The following is a 12,470-nucleotide window of genomic DNA, read 5'->3' as shown; positions in this document are numbered from 1 at the left end:
CCGAACCTCTCAGGGCAATACACCTAGGGCCCTTCCCCCACCGCCTGATCCGCCTGCTCGGCCTGACCGGCCTGACCGGCTTGCTCGGCCTGCCCCGCCGCTGAGCCCCCGGCGCATACGGCCTCCTCGCTCTCTCGCGCGCGGACGAGTCGTAGCTCGCCGAACGCGCTGGCGACGGTGAGCAACAGGGTCAGGGCCACCCCGGCGAGGATCGCGGTGCTGGGCGGGGCCAGGCTCAGCACCGCGCCGGAGAGCGAGGCACTGGCCGCGTAGCCGACGCCGACCACCGAGTACATCATCGAGTAGCCGGCGGCCAGCGCGCTCTGCGGCAGCACCGCGCGGAGCCCCAGCGCCCGGGTCACCTGTAGCCCGGCCTGCAACAGCCCCGCCACGACCAGCGCCGCCGCGATGGCACCCAGCGCCGGGACGAGGCCCGCCACCGCCACACAGCCCGAGACGCCCAGCAGCAGGATCAGGCTCTGCGTACGGAGCCGGCCCGGCCAGCTCCGCAACCCGTACAGCAGCGCCCCGGCCGCCGCCGCCAGGGAGTACCCGGCCAGCAGCGGGCCCGCCCAACTGACCGCGAGGGCCCGCTGCTCCAACAGCGCGGGCAGGACCAGCTCCGCCAGCGCGAGCAGCGACATGGCCGCCGCACCCGATACATACACCGGCCAGGCGGCGGCGAGCGTACGGACCATCGAGGCACCCGCGCGATCGGACTCGTCGGCCACCCAGCCGTCCGGCAGGGCCCACAACCCGGCGACGGACAGCGCCATCAGGGCCGCCGCCAACAGCAGCGGCGCGTACGAGGCCACGCCGAACGCGAGACCGCCGGCCGCGGCGGGCGCGGCGGCCCAGACCGCGTAGGTGAGCGTGGCCTCCGCGCTCAGCGCCTTGGCGACCAGGCCGGTGCGGACGTGTTCGGTCAGCAGCGCCCGCAGTCCTCCCGGGGACGCGGCCGGTGCGGCGCCCGCCAGCAGGGCGAACGCGCCCAGCACCGGGTCCGGGGCATCGGGCAGCAGGCCGAGGCCGGCGAACGCCGCGGCGCCGGCTGCGAGTCCGCCGGCCAGGTGGCGTCGCGCCCGCGCGGGCCGCAGCCTCGCGCCGAGCAGCGCCGCGCCGATAACCTCGCCCACCACGTATACCGCCGCCAGTTCGGCGCCCAGCGCATAGCCGCCGGGTCGTTCCCGTACGAGGAAGACCAGGGCCAGCGGCGCCATCGCCACCGGCATGCGCGCCGCCACGGCGACCGCTGCCCAGCTCAGCACCGGACGGGTCATGAGTGCGCGATAGGTGTTCCCGGCCATCCCCGGACTGTATGGCCGGTCATAAATGGCGGACAAGTCGATTGAGCCGGCACCCGGAATAACCAACCGGACGGCCGGGTCACCACCGTAGAAAGGTTGCTCTGCCTCGGGATCAATGGATTAGTTTCCTCCGCGCGCCGCTCCAGCGAGCCGACCGTCCGTCCGGCCTCCGGAACAGATCTCCGTGGGGACAGCCGCGCAGGCCGGCAAGGCTCATCCGTTGAGTTGATCACCCATCAGGAGTTACGCATGCTCATACGCCAGACGGTCGTTCACGATTACTTCCGCACCGCCGCGGACATGGCTGTGGATTCCGCTCGGGAATTGTCGCACCTGCGTGATTCCCGGATCGCCGAACTGGTCGCACGGGAGGGCTGTTCCCGGCCCGATGAGGTGTCGTGGCGCGCCCGCAGCTTTCCGGTGCTCGCGGCGCTCGCACCCGTCATGACGTCACCCGAGGGGGAAATCACCTACCCGGGCGACCCGATGTGTCTCTATGCCGCGCTCAGTGTCCCGGTGGACAGCGCGCTGCGCTCCGCACGGCTCGGCGTGGGCCGGGACACGCCGTTCAGTGACCTCTGCCCCGACTGGGGACGCCCCCCGACGAAGCGCCACCGACTGGCCGCGGAGCACGGGCTGCCCGCACAGCGGGCGAGCGCCGGTACGTCCGACGCCACGGTCTTCGACCCCCGGGTGTGGGACGCCGAGGCCCGTGCGGCGCTGCGCGCCGAGGTGCGCCGCCACCGACCGCGGGTGTTCCTGGTCAGTACGGTCTCCCCCGGCCACCGCTACGCGCTGGACATGGCACGGATCGTCAAGGACGAAATGCCCGGCTGCCTGGTGGTGTTCGGCGGACGGCACATGGACGAGACGATGACGTATGCGGCGGCCAAACGCACCGTTGTCCTGGAATACAGCAGCACTTTGCGGGCCATCGACGACGGACGCGCGGATGCGGTGGTCGACTTCTGTGTCAGCGGTGAGGGTCATTTCGCGCTCGACCTCCTGATGAAGGCGATAGCCCTGGCCATGGACCTGGATCGCACGCCAGCCGAGGTGAGCGATGTGGTCCGGGTGTTGGAGTCGTTCGGTGCGGCCGGCGTCCGCGTTCCCGGTAATTCCCTGCTGTGCGCCCTGGACGCGACGACGGTGCATGCGTTCCCGATACTCGGCGAGAAGTTCGATCTCGCCGAACTGCCCTCCCCCTACCAGGGTTTCGCCATACGCTCCCGCTTCCCGGTCTTTCCGTTACCGGACGGAACTCCGGCCCGTACGGCACATATGACCGTCTCCAACGCCTGCCCCTACCACTGCGATTTCTGCTCCGAATCCGCCCTGGTCGTCGGCGGCTTGAAGCGGTTCCGGGGTTCGCCGGCCGAGACCGCCCTGGAGCGGATCTGCGAATACGTCAGCTACGGGGCCCAGGCCGTCTTCTTCGACGACTCGATCTTCTGGACCGGGTCCTTCCCGCTGATGCGGGAATTCTGCGCACTGCTGCGTGCCGCCCGTCATGCCGGGGGACCGGAGAAGCTCCCCGAGGCGTGTCGACGGTGGATCACCGACGAGGGCGACTGGGACCGGTTGCGCGGTCTCCAGTTCGGCTGCCAGGTGACCGCCGACCTCCTGACGACCCTTCACAAGGAACAGGAGGTCCGCGAGGTCCTGGAGGCGCTGCGGGAGGCCGGGTGCAGCTACCTCTACATGGGCATCGAAAGCATGTCGACGGAGGTGATGCAGCATGTGCACAAGAACATCCGACGGATCACCGAATTCCCGTGGAAGGCGAAGGTCCGCACGGCGCTGGAACGCATCCGGGCGGCCGGAATTCCGGTGGGCAGCTCGGTGCTGTTCGGCCTCGAAGGGGAGACCCGCGCGACCATCGAGGAGACCGTGCGCGAGGTCGGCGAGCTGGTCGACTCCGACCTCATCATGCTGGCCAGCCCGAACATCCTGACCTACCACCCGGCCACGAAGATCACCCGCGCCCACGGTATGCACGACAAACTCGACTACCACTCCCCCGACGTCGACAACCGGCCGCCGTACATCTTCTTCGAGGAGGCTTTTCCCGGTGTCGTCTCGCGGCGGCTGACCGAGGACGACATCTGGTTCATCCACGCGGAGACCGCAAAACGATGGGGCGCCATCCGCAACTCGGCGGAACCCGACGTCCGCGCAATGGAGCAGGCCGGCACCGTATGACGCGCCACGGCGAGTTCCGGTCCGCACCGGAACTCGCCGTGGACGGGAACTCACCGTGGACCGGAACTCGCCGTGGATGAGAACTCGCCGTGGATGAGAACTCGCCGTGGACGGGAACTCGCCATGGAAAACCGCAGCACACGGCGGGCCGCGCCACCCATTCGGCGCAATGCCCCGGACTCTACGCCACCCCCGAATCTCCCATTACCCGATAATGGGTCGGAATGGTCTCGTACCCTCCGATTTTCGGGAGTTCATCATGGAATCCGGCCCCAAGGTCTGGAACTGTCCGTTCGACTACGCCGAGGCCCTTGAGTTCGATCCGACGCTCAAGCGCCTGCTGACCGATGAACCCGTCGCCCGCATCAAGCTGCCGTACGGGGAGGGCGAGGCGTGGCTCGTCACACGGTACGACGACGTGCGGACCGTGACCACCGACCGGCGCTTCAGCCGTCACGCCATCGTGGGCCGGGACTTCCCCCGCATGACGCCCGAGCCCATCGTCCAGGACGAAGCGATCAACGTGATGGACCCGCCGGCCAGCAGCCGGCTGCGGAGCCTGGTCTCCAAGGCGTTCGCGCCCCGTCAGGTGGAGCGGATGCGGGCCCGTACCCAGCTCGTCGTGAACGAACTGCTCGACGAGATGGCCGAGCGCGGCTCGCCGGCCGACCTGGTGGAGGGCCTGGCGTCACCGCTGCCCCTGACGACCATCTGCGAGGTGCTCGACATCCCCGACGGTGAGAGCGCCCAGCTGCGTGCGCACGCCCGGACGATGATGAACACCAGCCTCGACAACCGCGACAACGCCGTCCGCGCCAAGGCCGACATGCGCGCGTACTTCGCGGAGCTGACGGCCCACCGACGCCGCCATCCGGGTGATGACCTGATCAGCGCCCTGGCCACGGCCCGCGATGGCGACGAGATCCTCAACGACCAAGAACTGACCGTGATGGCCATGGTCCTGCTCATCACCGGCCAGGACACCACGACGTACGAGATCGCCAACATCGCGTACACGCTGCTCACCCGGCCCGCCGAGCTCGAAAAGCTGCGCTCCCGGCCCGAGATGCTGCCGCAGGCGCTCCAGGAGATGTTGCGGCTCATTCCGTTCCGCAAAGGCGTCGGCATTCCCCGGGTCGCCCTGGAGGACGTGGAATTGAGCGGGGTGAAGATCCGGGCGGGAGACATCGTGCACGTCTCCTATCTGACGGCAAATCGGGACGGCGAGAAATTCGAGCGGCCCGATGAGCTGGATCTGGATCGCCAGGGTCCCAACCACATGACGTTCGGCTGGGGCGGCCACCACTGCCTGGGTGCCCCGCTCGCCATCACGGAGCTCGAAGTCGCCCTCAGCACCCTCCTGGAGCGCTTCCCGGACCTGAGGCTGGCGAAGCCGGCCGACGAAGTGCCCTGGAACAAAACGGCTATCTGGCGTTATCCGCTGGAGCTGCCGGTCGCCTGGTAACCCGGGGCGGAAGCCACGACGGCATGCGGAACGCACCCAACTGGCTTACCGTTATTTCGGGCAACTGACCCACCAGCACGGGGAGAGCTCATTTCTTAGTCGGCTGGCCCGCCCGTATCCCTTCTCAGGGGCAACGTCCTCTTTCGAGGGGTTTCGCGGGCGGACCACGGACTGCAAGGAGTGGATCCCATGGCGGTTCTGTGCAAACCGGCAATCGCGGTCCCTGAATACGTCATCACCCAGGAAGACACCCTCGAACTGGCACGAAGACTGCACAAGGACCATTCGCAACTGAATTTGGTCCTCCGGCTGATAGAGCACACCGGTGTCCTCACCCGGCACCTGATACAGCCGATCGACAAGGTGCTCAAACACCCCGGGCTCGACGCTCGTAGCGCCATCTACGAGGAGGAGTCCAAGGCCCGCGTTCCGTCCGTGGTGCGCCAAGCACTCGACCAGGCGGAGCTGGAGGCACGACAGATCGACCTGATCATCTACGTGTCGTGCACCGGGTTCATGATGCCGGCACTGACCGCCTGGCTGATCAACACCCTGGGCTTCCGCTCGGAGACCCGGCAGATGCCGATCGCCCAGCTCGGCTGCGCGGCCGGCGGTGCCGCGGTCAACCGTGCGCACGACTTCTGCACGGCGTACCCCGACGCCAATGTGCTCATCGTGGCCTGCGAGTTCTGCTCGCTGTGCTACCAGCCCACCGACCTGGGCGTCGGATCGCTGCTGTCCAACGGCCTGTTCGGTGACGCGGTCGCGGCCGCCGTGGTCCGCGGCAACGGCGGCACCGGCGTCCGACTGGAACGCAACGGTTCGTACCTCATCCCGCACACCGAGGACTGGATCTCCTACGCGGTCCGCTCCACCGGCTTCCACTTCCTGCTGGACAAGCGGGTGCCCGGCACCATGGAACCGCTCGCCCCGGCACTGCGCGCGGTCGCCAAGGAACACCGCTGGGACGCGGGCAACCTGGACTTCTACCTCGTCCATGCCGGCGGCCCCCGCATCCTCGACGACCTGAGCCGCTTCCTGGAAGTGCCCCCCGAGGCCTTCCGCTTCAGCCGCGCCACGCTCACCGAGTACGGCAACATCGCCAGTGCGGTGGTCCTCGACGCCCTGGCCCGCATGTTCGACGAGGCGTCCCCCGAGGACGGCCACCGCGGCCTGCTGGCCGGCTTCGGGCCGGGCATCACCGCCGAAATGTCCCTGGGTTCCTGGACCTCGGAACCCACCCACGCGGCCTGACCGGGAAGAACCACCCCAGGCCAACTGGGCCACCGCCCGGAGCCCCGCCCGCTGTTCCCGGCAGCGGGCCGGCACCATGTGCGCAACTCGGTGTTCAACCCAGTGTTCAACCCGGTGCGCAATGCACTCACGAAGCAGCCGTCACCACCCCCGGTCAACCCACCACAACCCTTATTGCATATGATTTGCAGTTACACTCACAACGCAATAGACCCGACCAGGGCAGCGATGCGTGCTACGCGGAACGGGAGCGTCCGCAGGAAAGGAACACCATGCAGGAAGCGCCCACGCTGCCTGGAACACCCGAGGCGCCTGACGCTCCCGTGGCGCCTGAAACGCCCGTAGTGCCTGGAACGCCCGTGGTATCTGGAACACCCGTGGTGCTGGGCATCGAGTCGTCCTGCGACGAGACGGGCGCGGGTCTGGTGCAGGGCGGCCGGTTGCTGGGGCACGCGTTGTCGTCGAGTATGGACGAACACGCACGGTTCGGCGGCGTGGTCCCGGAGATCGCGGCCCGCGCCCATGTACACGCCCTGACCCCGGTGGTGCACGGCGCGCTGGCCGACGCCGGGTTGCGGATGTCCGACATCGGCGCGATCGCGGTGACGACCGGGCCGGGCCTGTCCGGTGCCCTACAGGTCGGGCTGGCCGGCGCGAAGGGGCTGGCGTATGCGCTGGGTGTGCCGCTGTACGGCGTGCACCACCTGGCCGGCCATGTCGCGGCCGACACCCTCGCACACGGCCCGTTGCCGAACCCCTGCGTCGTACTGATCGTCTCCGGCGGCCACACCTCACTGCTCCTCGTCCGCGACCTGGCCTGCGACCGCATCGACCACCTCGGCGACACCCTGGACGACGCCGCCGGCGAGTGCTTCGACAAGGTCGCCCGGGTCTTCGGGCTGCCCTACCCCGGCGGTCCGGCCATCGACCGGGCAGCGCGCGCGGGGGATCCGCGCGCTGTCCTCTTTCCCCGCCCGCTCACCGGACGGCGGGACGCCCCGTACGGCTTCTCCTTCTCAGGTCTGAAGACTGCGGCGGCGCGTTGGGAAGAGCGGCACCGCACCGCGGACCTGCCCCTTCCGGTCGCCGACGGCGCCGCTTCGCTCCAGGAGGCCATCGCCGACGTCCTCACCCGCAAGGCGGTCGCCGCCTGTACCGCACACGGCGTCGGCACGCTGGTCGTGGTCGGCGGAGTCGCGGCCAACTCCCGGGTCCGGGCGCTGGCGGAGGAGCGGTGCGCGGCGGCCGGCATCACCCTGCGGGTGCCTCCGATGCGCCTGTGCACGGACAACGGCGCGATGATCGCCGCAGTGGGCGACCTCCTGGTCCGGTCCGGCGCGCAGCCTGCCCCGCTTGACGTGTCCGTCGACCCGTCGGCGCCCCTGGAGTACGCCACGCTGCACCCGCTCACCGGCCGCGCGCGTCCAGGCTCCGCATCCGCATCCGTTTGCGCCTCCGACCGGTCCGCAGAGCGGTCACACAGGCCGTGAACTCCCGCTCCGCGCCCAGACGACGGTGGCAGTCGCGCATCCTCAGAAGCACGCTGGTCAGCTGCCCGTAGGACCTCGAAGAGGTCTCCCCTCCCTGCTCCCTGCTCCCTGCTCCCTGGCCGGAACAGCACGCGTCAGACCGCGTCAGACCGCGTCAGACCCCGTCACACCGCGTCCCTGCCCTCCCAGCGGTCCCGGAACCAGGCCAGCAGCTCGAACAGAAGCTCTCGGTTGCGGTCGTCCTCCAGCACAGACAGCCGGAAGCTGGGGCGCAGGTCCAGCTTGCCCTCCGGGATCGAGACACCCTCCAACTCGTTCACCTTGGCGAGCAGTTCGGCACGCAGGGCGCGGTCCGTGAAGGGCTCGCGGTTCGCGAGGTGCTGGAACACGACCTCCGCCACACCACCGCGCCCACTGCCCGGATAGAGAGTCAGCGGCCAGACGCCCCGCCCTGGGCTGCCCGCTTGCCCGAGCATGAGGAACGCACTGGTCGTCACCTCACCGGCGCCGTGGCCGACCCAGCCTCCGAGCTTCTCCCAGCGCGTGAAGAGCTCCTGCACGGCAGCCACCGTCGCGGGAGCGTCATCGGCCGCGAGCTGACGGAGGAACCTCGCCGCCCGGCTCTCCTCGTCCCGCTGCCTACCGCCCTCCACCCCCTCCCCCGCCGCGTCCTGCTCGTCCTCCCCGTTGGGGTCGGCGAGCAGCAGAGCGAGGTCGTCGCTGGTGAGGCGCTGGGCCGGATCGGCCGCCCCGGATGCGGTGAAGCGGATACCGTCCGCTCTGAGCCGGGCCCGGACGTCGCCACCGTCCTGACCGGTCCATTGGAAGCCCTCGGCGATCTTGCCATCGGCGTTGAGCACCCGGTACGCATTGACCACTCCCTCCGTCCTGGCGAGGTGGTTGCCCACGGCCTGGGCGCCGGATCCGATGAATGCGGCCAGATCTCCGTACGACGTCCAAGTGCCGTGCGGGAGCGCGGCGACGTCCGCCTCGGTCTGCGCCCCGCTCGTCCCGTTTCGCTCGAAGCGCTGTTGCTGGGCGGCGTACAGGTCCTGACGGCGAACCCGGTCGTCTCCGTCGAGCACCAGTTGCAACCACATCAGTTGTTCGAGCTCGTCGTTGCTCAGGCTGGCCTGCAACGGCAGCCAGAGGGTCTCGTAGACGTGCTCGCCGCGGGTCGGCAGACGCATGAACAAGTAGTTGCGCAACAGGTCGGCCTGGCTGAGCTTCAAGCCGGTGTTGTTGAGCGATTCGAAGATGCGGTGGACGTTGTCGCCGCGTTCGGCCGTCACCGATACCAGGGTGAGCCGGGAGGTGATCGCTTGCTCGATGTGGAGCGCGTCCTGCGGGCTCGCCGGATCATCCGCTTCGACCAACTTGCGGCGAAAGAATCGGTAGGCAGCGGCGACCCTGTCCCCGGAGGCCTGTTCCGAGTGCACGCAGTGGATATGTGCCGCATACTGCGGCCGATCCGCCTGAGTCGGCAGCAGGCGGAAGTAATCGGCGCCCTTCTTACGCTTGTTGATGAGGTACTCCTCATCGATCCGCTCCGCCTCGTCCGGCTGGCACTCGGCAATATGGTCGCGTATCGCCACCAGCGCGAGGGACAGAGTGGTCAACCGCTGCTGACCGTCGACAACGAGCCAACGAGGGAATGTGGCCTCGTTCTGAGGGGACGGGGCGAGCACGACCGAGCCGAGGAAGTGTGTACTCACCGCCGCGTCGGACTCGACCAGTTCGGCCTGTTCGAGGATGTCGTTCCACAATTGCGCCAGCTGTCTCTCCGACCAGGAGTACGTACGCTGGTACAGGGGGATTTGAAACTGCTGAGCCCGCCACTGACACGAGTTGCTCATCCCGTGGATACAGGGGTCTCCCCCCGCAGCCGACACCGACTTTCAGCCACCGGCCAAGATCGCTCAGCACACGCACCCGCAGCCCGACGCACCGGAATGCACATGGTCCACCGTCTGGCGAATACGACCCAAGGCGGTCCGTAGCACCTTCCAGAGAGCGCCCCAGCAAGCCAGACCGCCGGACGCGGCAAGGTGGTCCGCTGCCGTCAGACGCCAGGGGCGCGCCGGTGTCGTGTCCAGGACGTACACGGCAATGCGGATGCCCTCACCGTCGAAGTCGCCGTGGTAGCGGAGAGGGCCAACTAAGGTCCGTCTTCCAACGGATCTCGCCCAGAGCGGGAGTGATGCGAGTGTGACCGCTGCTTCGTAGGAGGTGGCGGTCTTCTCGTATCGGGTGGCGGTGCCGCGGAAACCCGAGGCGTCCGGTGACGGCCCGCGGTATCAGCGGGGCGAGTAACTCCCCCTCATCGTCGCTGAGTTCATGGCGACGTATCTCCCCACCGTGATCCGCCACTAGATGACCTTTGAAGACGGACCCCACCGGAAATCCCAGGATATTTCCCAACCCATGCGCCACTTCAGTGGCTTGATCGTGGAACCCTTCCGCAGTGCGAGTGGTCCTATATGGGGCACAGGTGTACGCATGTCCGCATGCGCACACCACGCGTCATGCACGGCCTGAACGTGACGAAGGTCAACCTGTGTCGCCCAGGCGGCACTTGGGACAATCCGAGAGGTCTGCTGGATGAAGATTCGCCGCGCCCTGACGGCCGCCGCAGCGGCTGCCGTGATAGCCCCCGCCGCCGTACTGGCCGCGCCTGCCGCCTCGTTCGCAACGGAATCGGTCTCCGAGGCCGGTCCCCGCACGCCCGCCTCCCCCGACTCCGCCGATGCCGCAACAACGGCGGACCGGCCAGCGGATTCCGCAACGAGAGGTGGCGGCGGAACGGGTAACCCGGACGAGCCGCGGCGCCCGGGCAAGGCCGCTGCCGGTGGCTCGGCATCCCAGGACCGCGACGGGGCCGCGCGTCCCGCCCCAGGGAAGCCGCCGAGAGCCGCCGGGACCGCCGAAGGAACCACTGAGGGGACCACCGGCGCGGGTGGTGCCACCGGTCGAAGCAAGAACGCCGGTGATTCCGATGGTGCGGGTGGTTCCTGCGCGTTCGAGTCCGACCAGTTGCAGGTAGCCGTCCACGGGCTGCCGCCCAAGCTGACTGCGGGCGGCGCCTGGACCCCCTTCTCCATGACGCTCACCAACACCACCGCCAAGCCCCTGGGGGAGGTCCAGCCCTTCCTGCTCGTGTCCTCCGCCGAAGACGTCGACCGGCCGTACTGGGAGCTGGAGACCGAGTACCGCGACGCCAAGACGGGGCGGTGGAAGACCTTCCATGACGCGGCGCCCGACGACCTGTTCGGCTTCTTCGCCGTCGGTCCGCGCAGCACCATCACGCTCCAACTGCGCACCCGCGTGGTCAAGGACGCCAAGCCCGGAGCCGGGTACGCACTCGCCGCTGGCGACTACCGCAACCGCGACGGTTCCTGTGGTTCGGCCAAGGAAGCCTGGTACGACTTCACCATCCTCCCCGCGAGCGCGAAGCCGACGCAGCCCCCGACCACCAAGCCGGGCAAGCCTGGTGGCACGGTCGAGCCCAGCCAGAGCGCCGCGTCCGGCGGCGGTACAGGTGGTTCCGATTCCACCGGTGGCCTCAGCCCGCAGGGCGGCGCCCACCTCGCCACGACCGGCTCCTCGTCCGCGCTCCCGGCGATCGCTCTCGCCGGCGGAGCCGCGATGATGGTCGGCGCGGGTGCGGTCATCGGCGCGCGCCGCCGGAAGGGCGTGGCCGGTCCGGGTGCCACGGACGTCACCGCGTAAACCCCACCATTTCTCCAAGAACCTGATAACCCAAGGATCCACGGCCTTAGAACTCAATGGCACTGGAAACAGAGGCTCGAAGGGTCCGAAGAACCGGGAAAGAGACCTTCATGAAACTGCGCCGCGCCCTGTCGCTCTCGGCCGCGACCGCCGCCCTGCTCCCCGTGGCGGTGGCCGCCGCGCCCGCCTCCCAGGCCGCCCCTGCCGCGGAAATCCCGACGTGCTCCGACCTCGGGCAGCCCCACAACAACACGTTAGTGGGCCGCTCGTTCGGCATACCCAAGTCGATCACTCTCGGCACTCACTGGACGACCTACACCGCCACGCTCACCAACGCCTCGGCGAAGGAGCTGAAGTCGTTCGAACTCAGCGCCAAGCTGGGCAGTTATGTCTACAACGAGGGCGAGCGCGACCTGAGCCCGTACGGCGATCTGCAGTACTGGGACACCTCGCAGCGCACCTGGAAAACGCTGCGCCAGGCCGGTGGAAACGCCGGCGGCACCATCCCCGGCCCGAAGACGCTGAAGCCCCGCGAGTCCGTCCACGCGCAGCTGCGGTTCAGGGTGAGTAAAGACCTCCCCCTGGACCAGACGTACGACGCGTTCACCGGACTCACCGGCACCTTCGTCGACCGCTACCGCACCATGGACTGCACGGCCCACGGCGACGCCGACGGCGGTTTCTACCCCCGCAAGGGCTGAAACCTGCGGGGAGGGCTGCCGCCGTCGGGCCGCGACGGCGGCAGCCCTCCAGGGTCCGTCTTCAACCAGCTCAAGAGCTTCCACAGCATCACCACCCGATACAAGAAGACCGCCACCTCCTCTATGCGCCCAGAATTCCTGTCCGGCTCGTGCCCGACGGCCTCGACGGCCTCGACAGATGAACCCGTAGAGCCGGCGCAGGCGACAGGCACATGGAAGGGGGTGAACGGACCCGCAACGCAGAAAAGCCCCGCACCATAAGGTGCGGGGCTTTCCCACAATGATTGTTCGGCGGCGTCCTACTCTCCCACAGGGTCCCCCC

Annotated in this window: 8 protein-coding genes and 1 pseudogene; 6 read left to right on the top strand and 3 right to left on the bottom strand. The window is 68.7% G+C overall.

Annotated features, from left to right (window positions below; genetic code table 11):
• Positions 1 to 23: 23 nt before the first annotated feature.
• Positions 24 to 1,307 (bottom strand): MFS transporter, encoded by a 1,284-nt coding sequence (locus tag AB0C96_RS37730; RefSeq protein ID WP_362924131.1) that lies wholly within the window; start codon positions 1,305 to 1,307, stop codon positions 24 to 26.
• 249 nt (positions 1,308 to 1,556) lie between these two features.
• On the opposite strand from AB0C96_RS37730, the gene AB0C96_RS37725 reads away from it, so the two are divergent.
• The 4 genes from AB0C96_RS37725 (at position 1,557) to tsaD (ending at position 7,718) form a co-directional block, all read left to right on the top strand.
• Positions 1,557 to 3,509: a B12-binding domain-containing radical SAM protein gene (locus AB0C96_RS37725; protein ID WP_362924130.1), complete on the top strand. Its 1,953-nt coding sequence runs from the start codon at positions 1,557 to 1,559 to the stop codon at positions 3,507 to 3,509.
• Between the two features lie 259 nt (positions 3,510 to 3,768).
• A complete protein-coding gene (locus AB0C96_RS37720) occupies positions 3,769 to 4,974 on the top strand; it encodes a cytochrome P450 (protein WP_362924128.1) in 1,206 nt (401 codons plus the stop codon).
• A gap of 189 nt (positions 4,975 to 5,163) precedes the next feature.
• Positions 5,164 to 6,228 carry a type III polyketide synthase gene (locus tag AB0C96_RS37715; RefSeq protein WP_362924126.1) on the top strand — a complete coding sequence of 355 codons (1,065 nt, stop codon included), beginning with the start codon at positions 5,164 to 5,166 and terminating at the stop codon, positions 6,226 to 6,228.
• Between the two features lie 377 nt (positions 6,229 to 6,605).
• Complete coding sequence (gene tsaD, locus AB0C96_RS37710) at positions 6,606 to 7,718, top strand: tRNA (adenosine(37)-N6)-threonylcarbamoyltransferase complex transferase subunit TsaD (protein ID WP_362924124.1); 1,113 nt, start codon at positions 6,606 to 6,608, stop codon at positions 7,716 to 7,718.
• A 164-nt stretch (positions 7,719 to 7,882) separates the two neighbouring features.
• Here the strand turns inward: tsaD and AB0C96_RS37705 are convergent, their stop codons facing one another.
• Positions 7,883 to 9,574: a DUF262 domain-containing protein gene (locus AB0C96_RS37705; RefSeq protein ID WP_362924123.1), complete on the bottom strand. Its 1,692-nt coding sequence runs from the start codon at positions 9,572 to 9,574 to the stop codon at positions 7,883 to 7,885.
• Positions 9,575 to 9,757: 183 nt separating this feature from the next.
• Positions 9,758 to 9,868: pseudogene (locus AB0C96_RS37700) on the bottom strand (DUF2399 domain-containing protein); the annotation flags it as partial.
• Between the two features lie 451 nt (positions 9,869 to 10,319).
• Between AB0C96_RS37700 and AB0C96_RS37695 the strand changes: the two are divergent.
• Together AB0C96_RS37695 and AB0C96_RS37690 are read left to right on the top strand one after the other, a co-directional pair.
• Positions 10,320 to 11,447 carry an LPXTG cell wall anchor domain-containing protein gene (locus AB0C96_RS37695; RefSeq protein WP_362924121.1) on the top strand — a complete coding sequence of 376 codons (1,128 nt, stop codon included), beginning with the start codon at positions 10,320 to 10,322 and terminating at the stop codon, positions 11,445 to 11,447.
• Between the two features lie 110 nt (positions 11,448 to 11,557).
• Entirely contained in the window at positions 11,558 to 12,148 is a 591-nt protein-coding gene (locus AB0C96_RS37690; protein WP_362924119.1) for a hypothetical protein, read from the top strand.
• Positions 12,149 to 12,470: the final 322 nt, after the last annotated feature.

The sequence above is a fragment of the Streptomyces sp. NPDC048506 genome, from assembly GCF_040651315.1.
Classification (GTDB): Bacteria; Actinomycetota; Actinomycetes; order Streptomycetales; family Streptomycetaceae; genus Streptomyces.
The sequence above is the reverse complement of the archived record's forward strand: the minus strand, read 5'-3'. Positions and strand labels throughout refer to the sequence as shown.

What these genes read in the sequence shown, in the direction of transcription:
- AB0C96_RS37730 (WP_362924131.1), bottom strand. Translation starts at nt 1,307, where the DNA reads ATGGCCGGGAACACCTATCGCGCACTCATGACCCGTCCGGTGCTGAGC.
- AB0C96_RS37725 (WP_362924130.1), top strand. Translation starts at nt 1,557, where the DNA reads ATGCTCATACGCCAGACGGTCGTTCACGATTACTTCCGCACCGCCGCG.
- AB0C96_RS37720 (WP_362924128.1), top strand. Translation starts at nt 3,769, where the DNA reads ATGGAATCCGGCCCCAAGGTCTGGAACTGTCCGTTCGACTACGCCGAG.
- AB0C96_RS37715 (WP_362924126.1), top strand. Translation starts at nt 5,164, where the DNA reads ATGGCGGTTCTGTGCAAACCGGCAATCGCGGTCCCTGAATACGTCATC.
- AB0C96_RS37705 (WP_362924123.1), bottom strand. Translation starts at nt 9,574, where the DNA reads ATGAGCAACTCGTGTCAGTGGCGGGCTCAGCAGTTTCAAATCCCCCTG.
- AB0C96_RS37695 (WP_362924121.1), top strand. Translation starts at nt 10,320, where the DNA reads ATGAAGATTCGCCGCGCCCTGACGGCCGCCGCAGCGGCTGCCGTGATA.
- AB0C96_RS37690 (WP_362924119.1), top strand. Translation starts at nt 11,558, where the DNA reads ATGAAACTGCGCCGCGCCCTGTCGCTCTCGGCCGCGACCGCCGCCCTG.